General features: G+C 62.3%; 10 protein-coding genes. 3 read left to right on the top strand and 7 right to left on the bottom strand.

Going from position 1 to position 16,088, the window contains the following annotated elements:
- Positions 1-36: 36 nt before the first annotated feature.
- Genes ABDW57_RS11280 through tkt form a run of 3 tightly spaced genes read right to left on the bottom strand, consistent with a single transcriptional unit; the run spans position 37 to position 3,342 of the window.
- Positions 37-228, bottom strand: coding sequence for a hypothetical protein (locus tag ABDW57_RS11280; protein ID WP_343730292.1), 192 nt, complete (start codon positions 226-228; stop codon positions 37-39).
- Between the two features lie 60 nt (positions 229-288).
- The gene (gene gap / locus ABDW57_RS11275) at positions 289-1,299 is read right to left on the bottom strand and encodes a type I glyceraldehyde-3-phosphate dehydrogenase (protein ID WP_176646406.1); all 1,011 of its coding nucleotides are present in this window, start codon (positions 1,297-1,299) and stop codon (positions 289-291) included.
- A gap of 48 nt (positions 1,300-1,347) precedes the next feature.
- Positions 1,348-3,342: a transketolase gene (tkt, locus tag ABDW57_RS11270; RefSeq protein ID WP_343730291.1), complete on the bottom strand. Its 1,995-nt coding sequence runs from the start codon at positions 3,340-3,342 to the stop codon at positions 1,348-1,350.
- A gap of 142 nt (positions 3,343-3,484) precedes the next feature.
- Here tkt and ABDW57_RS11265 point away from each other — a divergent pair, with 142 nt between their 5' ends.
- Positions 3,485-4,210 (top strand): 16S rRNA (uracil(1498)-N(3))-methyltransferase, encoded by a 726-nt coding sequence (locus tag ABDW57_RS11265; protein WP_343730290.1) that lies wholly within the window; start codon positions 3,485-3,487, stop codon positions 4,208-4,210.
- A gap of 62 nt (positions 4,211-4,272) precedes the next feature.
- Here the strand turns inward: ABDW57_RS11265 and ABDW57_RS11260 are convergent, their stop codons facing one another.
- Entirely contained in the window at positions 4,273-7,200 is a 2,928-nt protein-coding gene (locus ABDW57_RS11260; RefSeq protein ID WP_343730289.1) for a TonB-dependent receptor, read from the bottom strand.
- A gap of 862 nt (positions 7,201-8,062) precedes the next feature.
- On the opposite strand from ABDW57_RS11260, the gene ABDW57_RS11255 reads away from it, so the two are divergent.
- A complete protein-coding gene (locus ABDW57_RS11255) occupies positions 8,063-9,703 on the top strand; it encodes an NAD(P)/FAD-dependent oxidoreductase (RefSeq protein ID WP_343730288.1) in 1,641 nt (546 codons plus the stop codon).
- On the opposite strand, the gene ABDW57_RS11250 is transcribed toward ABDW57_RS11255, so the two are convergent.
- Positions 9,700-11,067 (bottom strand): GAF domain-containing sensor histidine kinase, encoded by a 1,368-nt coding sequence (locus tag ABDW57_RS11250; RefSeq protein WP_343730287.1) that lies wholly within the window; start codon positions 11,065-11,067, stop codon positions 9,700-9,702. The genes ABDW57_RS11255 and ABDW57_RS11250 overlap by 4 nt on opposite strands.
- 317 nt (positions 11,068-11,384) lie before the next feature.
- Between ABDW57_RS11250 and ABDW57_RS11245 the strand changes: the two genes are divergently transcribed.
- On the top strand, positions 11,385-14,063 hold the full coding sequence (locus tag ABDW57_RS11245; protein ID WP_343730286.1) for a TonB-dependent receptor: 2,679 nt from the start codon (positions 11,385-11,387) through the stop codon (positions 14,061-14,063).
- 46 nt (positions 14,064-14,109) lie between these two features.
- Here the strand turns inward: ABDW57_RS11245 and corA are convergent, their stop codons facing one another.
- Positions 14,110-15,078: a magnesium/cobalt transporter CorA gene (gene corA / locus ABDW57_RS11240; RefSeq protein ID WP_343730285.1), complete on the bottom strand. Its 969-nt coding sequence runs from the start codon at positions 15,076-15,078 to the stop codon at positions 14,110-14,112.
- Between the two features lie 63 nt (positions 15,079-15,141).
- Positions 15,142-16,035: an AraC family transcriptional regulator gene (locus ABDW57_RS11235; RefSeq protein WP_343730284.1), complete on the bottom strand. Its 894-nt coding sequence runs from the start codon at positions 16,033-16,035 to the stop codon at positions 15,142-15,144.
- Positions 16,036-16,088 lie beyond the last annotated feature (53 nt).

The following is a 16,088-nucleotide window of genomic DNA, read 5'->3' as shown; positions in this document are numbered from 1 at the left end:
AAAAAGCCCTCCCGGTGCGTGCCGGGAGGGCTTTTTTCATGGCTGCGCGTGGTGCGCCATGGCCAGCGAGCCGAGGTCCCCCAGGGTCTGCGCCCTTGGGGTTGGCGGTGTGCCGCAGGCTATCTCGCCGATAATCATCCAATGCGTCAGTACGGCGTCCTGATGCAGGAGCTGCGCCAACGCCCGATTGCGATGGCGGAAGTGGTCCACCCACACGGAGGTAGCCACCAGCATAAAAAAACCCTCCGCGGCTTGCGCCGGGAGGGTTTTGCAGCAGATGCTGTCGGATTACTTGGCGCTCATCAGTGCCACGGTGGTGTCCAGCATGCGGTTGGAGAAGCCCCACTCGTTGTCGTACCACGACGAGACTTTCACCAGGCGGCCCGACACTTTGGTCAGGGTGGCGTCAAAGTTCGACGAGGCCGGGTTGTGGTTGAAGTCAACCGACACCAGTGGTTCGGTGTTGTAGGTCAGCACGCCTTTCAGCGGGCCTTCGGCAGCGGCCTTCATCAGGGCGTTGATTTCATCCACGGTGGTGTCGCGCTTGGCGATGAACGACAGGTCAACGATCGACACGTTGATGGTCGGTACGCGGATGGCGTAACCGTCCAGCTTGCCGTTCAGTTCCGGCAGCACCAGGCCGACCGCGGCGGCAGCGCCGGTCTTGGTCGGGATCATCGACTGGGTGGCCGAACGGGCGCGGCGCAGGTCTTCGTGCATGACGTCGGTCAGCACCTGGTCGTTGGTGTAGGCGTGGACGGTGGTCATCAGGCCGTTTTCCAGGCCAATGGCGTCGTTCAGCGGCTTGACCAGCGGGGCCAGGCAGTTGGTGGTGCACGATGCGTTCGAGATCACGGTGTCCGACGCTTTCAGCACGCCGTGGTTGACGCCGTACACGATGGTCGCGTCCACGTCCTTACCGCCCGGGGCCGAGATGATCACCTTCTTGGCGCCGCCTTTCAGGTGGGCCGAGGCTTTTTCCTTGGTGGTGAAGAAGCCGGTGCACTCCAGCACCACGTCCACGCCCAGGTCGCCCCATGGAATTTCTGCCGGGTTGCGCTGCGCGAACACACGGATCACGTCGCCGTTCACGATCATGTTGTCGCCGTCCACTTCCACGGTGCCAGGGAACTTGCCGTGGGCGGTGTCGTAGCGGGTCAGGTGGGCATTGGCCTTGGCGTCGCCCAGATCGTTAATCGCCACGATCTGGATGTCTTGTTTCTTGCCGCCTTCGTAGAAAGCACGCAGTACATTACGGCCGATACGGCCATAGCCATTGATTGCAACTTTGATCGTCATACTTTGCTCCTGATTAAAAATATTGTTAATGCAACCAGCAATTATAGATTATGCAATGACAGCTTTGACTTTCGCCACCACGTTTTCTACCGTGAAGCCGAAGTGCTTGAACAGCACGCCTGCCGGAGCCGACTCACCGAAGGTATCGATGCCGACAACAGCGCCTTCCAGACCGACGTATTTGTACCAGAAATCGGTCACGCCGGCTTCGATTGCCACACGTGGCACGCCTTTGGTCAACACGCTGGCCTTGTAAGCGGCGTCCTGACGGTCAAATACATCGGTCGACGGCATCGACACCACGCGGGCGGCAATGCCCTCGGCCGCCAGCGCGGCCGCAGCGGCCTGCGCCAGTTCGATTTCCGAACCGGTGGCGATCAGGGTGGCTTTGGCGTCGGCCGCTTCGCGCAGCACATAGCCGCCGCGCTTGATGTCGGCGATCTGCGCGTCGCTGCGCTCCTGGAACGGCAGGTTCTGGCGCGAGAAGATCAGGGTCGACGGGCCATCCTTGCGCTTGACCGCCTCGCCCCAGGCCACCATCGATTCGGTGGTGTCGCATGGACGCCAGTTGTCCAGGTTGGGGATCAGGCGCAGCGACGAGATGTGCTCGACCGACTGGTGGGTCGGGCCGTCTTCGCCGAGGCCGATCGAGTCGTGGGTGAACACGAACAGCGAACGCTGCTTCATCAGCGCAGCCATGCGCAGGGCGTTGCGGCTGTAGTCGGCGAAGGTCAGGAAGGTGGCGCCGAACGGGATGTAGCCGCCGTGCAGGGCGACGCCGTTCATGATTGCCGACATGCCGAACTCGCGCACGCCGTAGTTGATGTGGTTGCCTGGCTGGCCGGAACGCACCGGCACGATTTCCTTCCAGTTGGTCAGGTTGGAGCCGGTCAGGTCGGCCGAGCCGCCCAGGAATTCCGGCAGCACCGGCGCCAGCGCCTGGATGGCGTTCTGGCTGGCCTTGCGGGTGGCGATGTTTTCTTTCTTCTCGACGGTCGAAGCGATGCCGGCGGCCAGCGCCGCTTCAAACGTGCCCGGCAGTTCGCCGGCCATGCGGCGGGTCAGTTCCGCAGCTTCGGCCGGGTATTTGGCGCTGTATTCGGCAAACTTGGCAGCCCATTCGGCTTCCTGTTTCGCGCCGGCGGCCTTGGCGTCCCAGGCGGCATACACGTCGGCCGGGATTTCAAACGGGGCTGCGCTCCAGCCGATGTACTCGCGCACCGCAGCCACTTCCTTCTCGCCCAGCGCGGCGCCGTGCACCTTGTCGCCGCCCTGCAGGTTGGGCGAGCCCTTGCCGATCACGGTCTTGCAGCAGATCAGGGTCGGCTTATCCGCTTTTTTGGCAGCGGCGATGGCGGCCGAGACGGCAGCCACGTCGTGGCCGTCCACCGCGCGGATCACGTTCCAGCCGTAGGCTTCGAAACGGGCCGGAGTGTCGTCGGTGAACCAGCCTTCCACCTTGCCGTCAATCGAGATGCCGTTGTCGTCGTACAGGGCGATCAGTTTTTTCAGGCCCAGGGTGCCGGCCAGCGCGCACGCCTCGTGCGAAATGCCTTCCATCAGGCAGCCGTCGCCAACGAAGGCGTAGGTGTAGTGGTCAACCACGTCCAGGCCCGGCTTGTTGAATTCGCTCGCCAGCAGCCATTCGGCCAGCGCCATGCCGACCGCGTTGGCGATGCCCTGGCCCAGCGGGCCGGTGGTGGTTTCCACGCCCGGGGTGTAGCCGACTTCCGGGTGGCCCGGGGTCTTCGAGTGCATCTGGCGGAACGCCTTGATGTCATCCATGCTCACCGCATAGCCGGCCAGGTGCAGCAGCGCGTAGTGCAGCATCGAGCCGTGGCCGTTCGACAGCAGGAAGCGGTCGCGGTTCACCCATTTCGGGTTGGCCGGGTTGTGGCTGTAATGGCCGGACCACAGCGCCACAGCGATTTCGGCCATGCCCATTGGCATGCCTGGGTGGCCGGAGTTGGCCTTCTGGACGGCGTCCATTGCCAGCGCGCGGATCGCGTTAGCCATTTGGGTGGTGGGGAGCGTAGAAGTCATCGTTGATATCACGAAAAGTATGGAAACTGGGAGCCCGGGGCGCGGTCACCTCACGCGCACCACGCCGGCTGAGCCCATTATTTTACCAGACCATGACAGCCACCATTTAAAATTGCAGCTCTACTTACCCGGATACCACGTTATGCCCCGCTTCTTTTGCCCCCAGCCGCTGACGATCGGCGCCCACGTCGCCCTGCCCGAGGCGGTGGCCCACCATGTCCAGGTGTTGCGCCTGGCCCAGGGCGAGCTGATCACCCTGTTCAACGGCGAGGGCGGCGAGTACACCGCCAGCCTGGCCGAGATCGGCCGCCGCAGCGCCAGCGCCGAGGTCAAGGCGCACAGCCCGCGCGAAATCGAGCTGCCGTTTGCGGTCACCCTGGCGCAAGCCTTGCCCGAGGGCAGCAAGATGGACTGGATTATTGAAAAGGCGATCGAACTGGGCGTGTCCGGCTTTCAGCCGCTGGCGGCGCAGCGCTGCGTGGTCAGGCTTTCGGCCGAGCGGGCGGAAAAAAAGCTGGAGCACTGGCGTGGCATCATCATCTCGGCCTCCGAGCAGAGCGGCCGCAACCGGCTGGCCCTGCTGGCGCCGCCACAGGACTATAAAAACTGGATCACCCAGCAGGATCTGCACCGGCGCATCATCCTGACCCCGCGCGCCGAGCAGTCACTGGCCGAGTGGGCGCGCCATCAGCCGCCGCAGGCGGTGACGCTGGTGGTCGGCCCCGAAGGCGGCCTGAGCGAGCAGGAGGAAGACCAGGCGCTGCGCCACGGCGCCCTGCCGCTGGCCATGGGCCCGCGCATCCTGCGCACCGAGACGGCGGCGCTGGCAGCGGTGTCCATCTTGAGCGCGGCCTGGGGCGGCATCTGATATATACGCAGCAGAAAAAAAAACCCCTCTTGCGAGGGGTTTTTCATATGTGCAGCTGAAGCTTAGAACTTCAGGCTGGCACCGAAGGTGATGTAACGACCCAGTGCGTCATACGCATTCGGGAAGGTGTTACCACTGTCCATGGACGTGGTCGACACGTTAGCACCGACGATAGGCGGTTTCTTGTTGGCCGCGTTGTTGATGCTGACGTTCAGACGCAGGTTCTTGTTGAAGTTCCACACGCCCGACAGGTCCAGGTAGTTGTAGGCCTTGATGTGCGAGTACTCTGGCAGGAAGGTGCCCGAACCTGGCTCGACGTCCACAGCGCTGACATAACGCCAGTTGTAGCCGACCGCGAAGTCACCCACGTTCCAGGTGGTGCGCTGGTTGAACTTGCGCTTGTACACTGGCGCGGTCGAGTTGCTGATCGAGGCGCAAGCCACCGAGTAGTAACCCACGCAATCACGGGTGGTGCCGGTTGGCGTGCCCTTGAAGTCGAACGACTGCACCTGGTTCAGTGCAAACGCCAGGTCGAAGTTGCCGTACTTAGGATCCAGATTCAGCTGCTTGGCCTGCAGGCGGTAGTTGACGTTCAGGTCGAAACCGCTGGTCTGCTGGTAACCCGAGTTCGACAGCGGAGTGAACACACCGCTCGAACCGGCGCCGTTGAAGGTGCCGTTGGCCGGGTTACGACCGATCGCCGCGCACGCGTCGTTGAACGCGTACGATGGGTTGAAGCGCGGATCGTAGCACGACTGCAGGATGTCGGTGGTGCTCAGGCTCGACACAGCTTTGTCGATCTTGATCTGGTAGTAGTCCAGCGAGATCGCCAGCTTGGCCACAGGCTCCCAGACGAAACCGACAGTCTTGGTTTTTGCTTCTTCAGGGCCCAGCTTAGGATTGCCGCCGGTCAGGTTGTTGATCTGGCCCGACGATGGCACTGGTACCGAACCGATTTCGCTCACTGGCACGCCAGTCAGACGGCACAGGTTGGACAGGGTGCCAGCCTTGTTGGCATCGCCGGCGTTGATCTTGGCCAGCTGGCAAGGATCTTCCGCCACGTTGGACAGACCGGTGGTCAACGGCTGGAACAGCTCGTTCACGTTTGGTGCGCGGGTGGCTTTCTGCAGGTTGGCGCGGAAACGCAGCGAACGCACTGGCTCCCAGTCGCCGCCCACTTTCCAGCTGCTGTAGCTTTGCTTCGAGCCAGCGGTTTCGAACGAGGTGTCGCGGTAACCGGCTTCAGCATTCAGGGCACGGATGAATGGCTTGTCCTTGATCAGCGGGATTTGCGCTTCAGCAGCGTACTCTTTCAGGGTGAAGGTACCCACGCGGTCCGGGGTCGGCGCGCCGGTGCCCAGCACTTCGCTCTGGATCTGAGAAGCGGCGTCCGACTGCGTGCCAGCCTTGACTTTACGCTGTTCGGCGCTGATTGCCATGGTGATTGGCTGGCCAGCCCATGGGCTGACAAACTTGTTGCCGAAGTCGCCCGAGAAGTTCAGGGAGGCGACATCTTGCTGCACGTTTTGCAGCAGGATCGCGCTGGAGTTCACGAACGCCAGCTGGGCCGGGGTGATGCTGCCGGCGGCGCCGAACACGTTCAGCGGGACGCAGTTGTTGGCGGTGTTGATACAGGTGGTGGTGCTGACAGCATTCAGCGCCTGCTGCACTTTCGACAGCGAACCCCAGTTCAGACGGGTCTGGATCTGGTCGGCGGTGCCGCGGCTCCACGACGCATCATAGGTCCAGTCCCAGGCCAGGTCGCCCTTGACGCCCAGGTTGTACTGCAGGGTTTTGTTGTCGAAGTTGTTGAAACGCGGGCCCAGTTCCACGAAGCGGCGGTTGACCGTCATCGGCACCAGGGTGGTATTGCCGACGATGCAGCTTGCTGCCGGGATGCCGCGGCGTTCGCAAATCTGTTGACGGGCTGCGTCTGGAATGAAGGCGTTACCGATAGGCACGTTGAAGACGTTGCCGAAGGTGCCCGATTCCGCCAGGGTCGAGCTCACTTTGCTGGTGGTGTAGAACACTTCAGCATACACGTCGGCATGGTCGTTGACCTTGTAGTGCGCCAGCGAGGTCGCCTGGGTGCGGTCCAGACCGGTCGCGTAGTAGTTCAGCGGGTTGGTGTTGTACTGCACCAGTGGGCTGACCAGCTTGCCGCTGGCTGGGTCGATCTGCCAGTTGCCCGACAGGGTATCGGTGCCGCCGGTGCCTTTGCTGATCGCGAAGCCGGATGGGATGGTGGTGTTGGAGCCGGTTGGCTTGCCGGTCACCGAGCTCAGGCTGGTCACGCCGTACGAACGCGAGCCCTGGGTCACTGGGTCCGAGGTGGTCTTGCCGATGCTCAGCACCACGTTGCCGCGGCCGTCATCGAGGTTGGCGCCCATGGTCAGGTCGGTGCGCTTGCGCTTGCCGTCATGGTGTTCGGTGGTGCCGCCGTAGGAGGTGGTCACGTCGATACCGGTGAAGTTTTTCTTCAGGTTGAAGTTGACCACGCCAGCCACAGCGTCGGCGCCGTAGGCTACCGACGCGCCGCCGGTCAGCAGGTCAACGCGGCTCAGCAGGGCGATAGGAATCGAGTTGGTGTCGACAGTGCCGTTCAGGTTGAACGGTACCAGGCGGCGGCCATTGATCATCACCAGGGTACGGTTCGGGCCAAGGCCGCGCAGGTCGATGGTTGCGCCGCCGGCGGAACCGTTGTTGGTGCCAGGGCCAATGGCCGGCACGGCTGCTGGCAGGCCTTTGAAGAATTCTTCAACCGCTACAGGCTGGGACGATTTGATTTCCTCGGCGCTCACGGAGGAAATCGGGCTGGTCGAGGTCGTACCAGGGGTGGTAATGCGGGTACCGGTCACTTGCACCGACTCGATCTTCTGCGGTGCCGCTTCCTGTGCAATGGCGTTGTGCATCATTGCGGTCATGCCTACCAGCATGGAGCTGGCAAACACGGTGCGCAAGGTACGCGACATCATCTTCTCTTGAATCATTGTAAAACTCCCATTATTGAACTCTCTTGATAGAGAGAAACCTAACCACCATAAGCCCGGGTTTTATTTAAAAACCCGGACCTATTCAAATGGCCAGCCTGAAGGATTCTTTAAACCTGTGATTGATATTTGCCTGGAGGCCGTTCGACCTCTGGGGATTATCAGGGTGCTGAATCTCGCTTATTAACACCTGGCAAAATCGTGATTTGCAGGCGCATTGCATGAAACCATTGGCTTGGCAAAACTGTCAACCGCAAGTAACGCAATGTTTCAGGAAAACAACGAGAGACATGCGCGCCGCAATGCAAGGAATTTCCGCAGCGACTTTTGCTGCATTGCGGAAATTTTCCTTAATCATCCACCAATTCAAGATGTAACAATGCTTTTATTTATGAAAAAATCTCTTAAAGCAAATTAAATATCGTTAAAATCAGCAAATCTTTCTCCTTGTATTGCTGGGGCGAAATTGATTAGAGCTTGTTATTTGTGCATAGCAGCATTGCAAGTGTGTCATTGTGGGCACAAAAGCACAGTTGCTCGCCCGCCGGCCGGACAAAACTGCTTGCCCCAGAAAATTGCAAAACAGCATTACTGTTGTTTCGGCACAACGCGCCATTTTAGTGCGTCGCCGGCTAATCTGGTGCATATGCTTATGCGGTTTTCATTTTATAAATTATTTGATATTTTTATTTAAAAATAATTTGCGTCTTTATTTAAACAGTTAATTCATGGTGCCGTTGCGACGGATAATCCGGGCGCCGGGTGGCCCGGGGTGCCGGCTAAAGGGTAAAATAGCGGCTGCGGCTGCTTGCCGCATCGCTCTCCGCTAGCTACGGAGCCCTGTCACTTGCTGGAACCCACCATGTTGAGATTGAACGAACTCAAGCTGCCGCTGAATCACGCGGAAGCAGAATTGCCAGCCGCCATCATCGCGCGGCTGGGCATCCAGGCCGACGACCTGCTCGGCTTTACCATCTACAAACGCAGCTACGACGCCCGCAAGAAAAGCGCCATCGTCCTGATCTATTCGCTGGATATCGAGCTGCGCCAGGAAGCGGCGGTGCTGCAGCGCCATCAGCACGATGTGCACATCATGCCGTCGCCCGATACCGCCTATCAGTTTGTGGCGGATGGCCAGGCCATTGCCGCCCACCCGGACTTCCAGCGCCCGGTGGTGATTGGCATCGGCCCCTGCGGCCTGCTGGCGGCGCTGATCCTGGCGCAGATGGGCTTGCGCCCCATCATCGTCGAGCGCGGCAAGATCGTGCGTGAGCGCACGGTCGACACCTTTGGCTTCTGGCGCCAGCGCAAGCTCAATCCGGAATCCAATGTGCAGTTTGGCGAAGGCGGCGCCGGCACCTTCTCCGACGGCAAGCTGTACAGCCAGATCAAGGACCCCAAACACTACGGCCGCAAGGTGCTGACCGAGTTCGTCAAGGCCGGCGCGCCGGAGGAAATCATTTACGTCAGCAAGCCGCACATCGGCACTTTCCGTCTGGTGAAGATGGTGGAATCGATGCGCGAAACCATCGAGGCGCTGGGCGGCGAATACCGCTTCGAGAGCAAGGTCACCGACATCGATATCGAAGAGACCGCTGACGGCCGCCAGGTGCGCGGCATCATGCTGGAAAGCGGCGAGAAAATCGCCACCAGCCACGTGATCCTGGCCATCGGCCACAGCGCGCGCGACACTTTCCAGATGCTGTATGACCGCGGCGTCTATATCGAGGCCAAACCGTTCTCGATCGGTTTCCGCGTCGAGCATCCGCAATCGCTGATCGACGCCTGCCGCTTCGGCCCCAACGCCGGCCACCCCATCCTGGGCGCGGCCGACTACAAACTGGTGCATCACGCCTCCAATGGCCGCGCGGTGTACAGCTTCTGCATGTGCCCGGGCGGCACGGTGGTGGCGGCCGCTTCCGAGCCGGGCCGGGTGGTCACCAACGGCATGAGCCAGTACTCGCGCAACGAGCGCAACGCCAACAGCGCCATCGTGGTCAGCATTTCGCCGGAAGTCGATTATCCGGGCCACCCGCTGGCCGGCGTGGCCTTCCAGCGCGACCTGGAAGAGAAAGCGTTCAAGCTGGGCGGCGGCACCTACAATGCGCCGGGCCAGCTGATGGGCGATTTCGTGGCCGGCAAAGCCTCGACCGAGTTTGGCGCGGTGGTGCCATCGTACAAGCCGGGCATCACCCTGACCGACCTGGCGCAGATCCTGCCGGAGTTTGCCGTGACCGCGCTGCGCGAAGCCTTCCCCGCCTTCGACAAGCAGATCAAGGGCTACTTCAAGCATGACGCCGTATTGACCGGACTGGAGACGCGCACCTCGTCGCCGATCCGCATCAAGCGCCGTGACGACACGCTGCAAAGCCTCAACACCAAGGGACTGTTCCCGGCCGGCGAAGGCGCCGGTTACGCCGGCGGCATTCTGTCGGCCGGCGTGGACGGCATCAAGGTGGCGGAAGCGGTGGCGCTGTCGCTGGCCGCCCGGCAGCAGGCTTAAGCCTTGCCATCCCTCACCGGCAGCCGCAGCTTGATGCGGCAGCCGGTCCCGGGCGCGGTGGCCGCCACCGCGACCTGCCCGCCCATCTGGTGCACGATGGTGTAGACGATGTGCATGCCCAATCCCGAACCGCCCTGCCCGCGCTTGGTGGTGAAGAAGGGTTCAAACACGCGCTCGCGCGCTTCCGCCGACAGGCCCACGCCGTCATCGGCAAATTCCAGCAGCACCCAGCGCACGCCGTTCTCCAGCGCCATGCGCGCCGCCAGCGTGATGCGGCCGGGGCCGCCGTTCGGATAGCCGTGCTTGGCCGCGTTCATCAGCAGGTTGGACAGCACCTGCGACCAGCGCCCGGCGTCCAGCCGGGTGCGCAGGTCGGGCGCGATATCAACCTCCACGCTCAGGCCCACCTTGCGCAGCTCGGGACCGTGCGCCGTTACCACCCCCAGCGCGTGGTCGCGCAAGCTGATCTCGGTCACATGTTCGCTGCCCTGGTCGACCGCCAGCTGCTTGAAGTTGCCGATCAGGTCGGCGGCGCGCGCCAGATTGCGCTCGATCAGGTGGGCGCCCTCGCTCAGGCGCTGCGCCATGGCCTGCAGCTCGGAGCGGCTGACGCGCTCGCCGTTGACGCATTTCAGCAAGTCGGCGGCATAGCTGACCATGGTGGAGGCGGCCGTCACCGCCACGCCGATCGGCGTGTTGACCTCGTGCGCCACGCCCGCCACCAGCGCGCCCAGCGCCACCATTTTTTCCTGCTCCACCAGCGTGGCCTGCGCCGCCAGCAGGGCCTCGGTGCGGCGCTGGATCTTGGCTTCCAGCTGCTGCTCGCGGTCCTGGTGCTGCAGCTCGGCCGCGCAGCGCGCCGCAAACATCGACAGCAGCGACAGCGCCAGCAGGCGCTTGTCCTCGGACATCGGCCGGGTGTCGATGGCCGACAGAATGCCCAGCGTCTGGCCCTCGGTATCGATCATCGGCATGCCGATATAGCTTTCGGCCTGCATGTCCACCAGCAGCGTGTCTTGCGGGTAGTCGGCCTGGATGCCGCTGGCGTGGAAACACATGCACTGCTCGGTCACATCCTGGCAGGGCGTGTGGCGCAGGCTGTAATCCATATTCGGCAGATAGTCCTGGCCGCCCCACACCGCCAGCGTGCGGATGCCCTCGTCGCCGTCGTCCATGGTGATCACGCGGCCGACGATCACGTACCGCACGTCCAGTGCCTGTGCCAGGTCGCGCACCAGGATGCGCAGGAAATCGTCGCCGCGCGCGCGTGAAGTGGAGTCCGTAATCGCCCGCAGCGCGGCCTCCGCCAGCGTCCGTCCATCGGCCGCATCGAACAGCGGCGCCGCCTGCTTGTGCTCGCTCATCACCTGCTCCACGGTGGCTTTGACTTGCCCATTGTATCGTTATTTTGCTGCGTAAACATGGTTGCATGTTTATGCAACGACTAGCACGTTTTAGCTATAAAAAGTCTGAATATTTGTATTTTTGTGTAAAAAACGCCGTTTTTTTGGCAAAAACCGCAGGAAGTGTTGTTTATTTCAATGTTGTTACAGACCAGGAATTGACCGTGCGCGACCGCCAGTGGTCTGATGACCCTACCCTGAATAATTTTACTTATAGATTATTCATAGTGTAAGTTTCGATAATAAAGTACCAAGTAACACCCCCAAGGAGTTGATCAATGATGATGGAAACTGTTTTGTCGCGTTCGCTGCGCGTGATGTTCGCGGGCAGCGCCGCAATGATGCTGGCACAACCGGCATTCGCCCAAGACGCGCCGATCCAGCGCGTGGAAATTACCGGTTCGGCAATCAAGCGCATCGACGCTGAAACCGCCGTGCCGGTCACCGTGGTCAAGGTGGAAGACCTGAAAAAAGAAGGCATCACCACCATCGAGCAAGTGATGGCCAGCCTGAGCGTATCGCAATCGCAGCAGGGCACCAGCCAGGCCGTCGGTTCCGGCACCGGCGGCGCCTCGTTCGCCGACCTGCGCGGCATCGGCCAGAACAAGACCCTGGTGCTGCTGAACGGCCGCCGCCTGGCCAACAACGCCATCGACAGCTCGGCGCCTGACCTGAACATGATTCCCTTCGCCGCGCTGGAACGCGTGGAAGTGCTGCGTGACGGCGCCTCCTCGCTGTACGGTTCCGACGCGGTCGGCGGTGTGATCAACTTCATCACCAAGAAAGACTTCCAGGGCGGCACCGTCACCCTCGGTTCGGACAATCCGGAAAAAGAAGGCGGCGCAGCCAGCAACATCAACGCCGGCTATGGCTGGGGCGACCTGGACAAGAACGGCTTCAACATCTTCGCGATGGTGGACCACCAGGAACAAGGCCGCGTCGGCGGCACCCAGCGCGACTACAACACCCGCTACGCCGGCGGCCTGTCGTCGTCGACCTACCCGGCCAACTGGGCGCAAGGCGACCTGTCCGGCAATCCGGCCGGTCCGGACTGCACCAAGGGCGTGTTCCTGGTCAAGGGCAAGAACGGCCTGTGCCAGATGACCACCTCGTCCTTCGTGGACTATGTGCCGAAGAGCGAACGCACCACCGGCCTGGTCAAGGGCACCTTCAAGATCAATGAAAACCACGAGCTGGGCATTGAATTGCTGTCCACCCGCAGCAAAGTGGAAACCCAGGTGGCGCCTGTGCCATACGGCGGCCTGTACATCAACCGCCTGCGTCCGGACGGCACGCCCAACCCGTACTTCCCGACCGCCGCCGGTCTGAACCCGACCTACATGGACCTGGCCGGTTCGGTAACGCCAGGCGTGCAGCCAGGCTTCGTGACCGCCCGCTGGCGCGACATGCCGAACGGCGCCCGTGCCGACGAGAACATCAACAAGCAGCAGCGCGCCGTGGTGTCGCTGAAGGGCGTGGTGGCCGGCTGGGATTACGAGACCGCCGTGTCGTACAACGAAAACAAGATCACCCAGAACCTGTACGGCTACAGCGATGGCAACATCATCAGCAAAGGCGTGATGGATGGCGTGATCAATGTGTTTGGCGACCAGAGCGCCGCCGGCACCGCCCTGCTGAACAGCGCTGCGCTGAGCGGCAACGAGCGTAACTCGAAAGGCACCAACAAGGCCGCCGATCTGAAACTGAGCCGCGAAGTGGGCGACTGGCTGAACACCGGCCACCAGGCCGCGCTGGCGGTTGGCGCCCAGTACGAGCACCAGGAATTCCACGACGCCGCCAACGCCGAGTTCGCCCAGAAAGTGGTGGCCTCGACCGGTATCGATCCTGGCCTGCTGCAGGAAGGCAGCCGCAACGTGTCGGCCTTCTATTCGGAACTGAACGTGCCGGTGCTGAAGAACCTGGACGTCACCGCGGCCTTCCGCTACGACAAGTACAGCGACTTCGGCCACACCACCAACCCGAAATTCGCCTTCACCTTCCGTCCGGTGAAAGACCTGCTGTTCCGCGGTTCGTACTCGAAAGGCTTCCGCGCGCCATCGCTGTATGAGCTGCACTCGGCCAACTCGTACACCAACTCGGCCAACACCCTGGACGATCCGATCAACTGCCCGGGCGGCAACCCGATCCCTGGCAAGTCGGCCTCGGCCAACTGCTCGCAGCAGTTCCAGGTGCTGAACGGCGGTAACGCCGCGCTGGCGCCTGAGCGTTCGAAGAACGGCACCGTGGGCGTGATGTGGGAACCGATCAACAACCTGTCGCTGAGCGCCGACTACTGGTCGATCCGCCTGACGCAACAGATCGGTAGCCTGCAGGACTACGACGTGCTGGCCGATCCGGTGACCTTCGCGTCCTACTACCACCGCAACGCCTCGGGCGACCTGGCGATCGATGGTTCGCAGTGCCCTAACCCGATCACCTGCGGCTACGTTGACCTGCGTACCCAGAATCTGGGCGACGTCAACACCAACGGTGTCGACCTGTCGGCAGCCTACAAGCTGCGCACCAGGAACTACGGCGCGTTCACCTTCAACTACAGCGGCACCTGGGTACACAAGTATGAGTACCAGAACTTCGCTGGCGACGAGATGCACCAGAAAGTCGGCGTGTACTCGGGCGACGGTCCGATCTTCCGCTGGCAGAACACCGTCAACGTGAACTGGACCGAAGGCAAAGTCGGCGCCGGCCTGGTTGGCCACTACAAGTCGGGCTATGTGGACCAGGACCCGACCAACCGCGTGCCGTCGTACACCACCTGGGATGGCTACGGTTCGTGGAAAGCGGCAGAAGGCCTGACCCTGACCGCCGGCGTACGTAACCTGTTCGACCGCCAGCCACCACTGTCGTACCAGACCGGTAACTTCCAGGCTGGCTACGATCCACGCTACACCGACCCGGTCGGCCGTACCCTGTACGTGCGTGGCACCTACAACTTCTAACCGCAGTTGATACAAAAAATCCCGGCTGCGGCCGGGATTTTTTTCGCTACAGCCAGCCGGCCTTCTTGAAGCGCCGGTGCAGATACAGGCACACGCCCACCATCACGGCAATCGCCATCGGGTAGCCATACTTCCAGTCCAGCTCCGGCATGTATTTGAAATTCATGCCCCACAGGCCGGCAAACGCGGTCACGATGGCAAAGATCGCCGCCCACGCCGCCAGCCGTTTATTCACTTCGCTTTCCTCGATCGCCACCATCGACAGGTTGACCTGGATCGCGGTGGCGATGGTATCGCGGATGCCGTCGAGCGAACTGCTGATGCGGTGCAGGTGGTCGTGCACGTCGCGGAAGTATTCCTGGGTCTCCTGGCACATGGACGGCACGCGCCCGCCATGCAGCCGGCCCACCGCTTCCATCAGCGGCCCCACCACGTGGCGCACCACCGTCACCTTGCCCTTCAATTCATACAGGCGCTGGATGTTGTCGCGCTGGCGGCCCTGGGTGAAGATCAGCTCCTCAATCCGCTCCAGTTCCGATTCCAGCATGTCGAGCACCGGGAAATAGCGGTCCACCACCGCGTCCATCAGCGCGTACAGCACAAAAGCCGGCCCCAGCCGCAGCATGTGCGGCTCCTTCTCGGCGCGCGCCCGCACGCCCAGGAAACCCTGCTGGCTGCCGCCGTCGCGCGAGGACAGCACATAATTCTGGCCGACGAAAATGTCGACCTCGCCCACCGCCACCTCGCCGTCGCGGCACTCGATGGTCTTCACCACCACAAACAGCGAATCACCGTATTCCTCGATCTTGGGACGCTGATGGCCGCGGCTGGCGTCTTCCACCGCCAGTTCGTGCAGGCCGAATTCGTGCTGCATCTCGGCCAGTTCCTCCGGCTGGGCGTCGCGCAAGGCCACCCACACAAAGGTTTCCGGCTTCTCGACATAATCGCTGATGTCTTCGACCGGAATGTCGGCCAGTTTTTTACCATCCTGGTAGGCCACGCAGTTAATCAGCATACTTCTTCATCCATAAAATTGCTTTATCAGCCGAGAGCTTACCTCATGCGCAGCCAAGCTAGCTTACGCCTCTGTCATGTAGCGGGTGGGCGGCATGCCGGCGTAACGCGTGAACGCCACGCTGAAGGCGCTGGCGGAGCCGTAGCCGACCTGCTCCGCCACGGCGGCCACGCTGGCGCGCTGGCGTAACAACTGCTTGGCGCGGGCCATGCGCCAGCGCAGCAGGTAGGCCATCGGCGCCACACCGACCGCGCTGCTGAAGCGCTCGAAAAAGGCCGAGCGCGACAACGCAGCTTCCCTGGCCAGCTGCGCCACCGTCCACGGCCGCGCCGTGTCCTCGTGCATGCGCCGCAGCGCCAAGGCCAGCCGTTCGTCGGCCAGGCCGCGCAGCAGGCCGGGCGAGGCGGCCGTGACGGCGGAGCAGCGCAGCGCTTCAATCAGCAGCACTTCCAGCAGATGCGACAACACCAATGCGCGTCCCGGCCGCTGCGCGCGCGACTCCTCGCGCACCAGCTGCACCAGCGTGCCCAGCCGCTGCTCGCCGCGAATGTGGATCAGTTGCGGCAGCAGCGACACCAGCAGGGCGGCATCCGGAGAATCGAAGGCGCAGTGGCCCACCAGCAGCACGGTCGCCGCCGGCCCGTCTGGCTCGCCCAGGCGGAACGCGCCGTCGGCCAGCGCCAGCGGCGCCGGGTCGTCGGCGTGCTGCGGCGGCGGATTCGGACTGCTCATGGTGAATTCATGCGACTCGGGTATCAGCACGAAGTCGCCCTGCTCCAGCAACAAGGGTGGCTGGCCGCCGACCGCCAGCCGGCTGGCGCCCTCCAGCACCACGCAATAAAACGGCTGGCCGGAATGCGCGCGGCGCACGCGCCAGGCGCCGGCGCCGCTGACCACCTTGGAGAATTGGGCACGCGGCTGCAGCAATGTGACGACTTCCGCCAGCGGGTCGATCATTCCGGACTCCTGCAAATGAAACTTGGACGATTGATTGTAGCAAGTCCGCCGCC

The organism is Duganella sp., from assembly GCF_039595735.1.
Taxonomy (GTDB): domain Bacteria; phylum Pseudomonadota; class Gammaproteobacteria; order Burkholderiales; family Burkholderiaceae_D; genus Rugamonas.
Note: the sequence above shows the minus strand (reverse complement) of the source record. Positions and strands in the feature narration are given on the sequence as shown.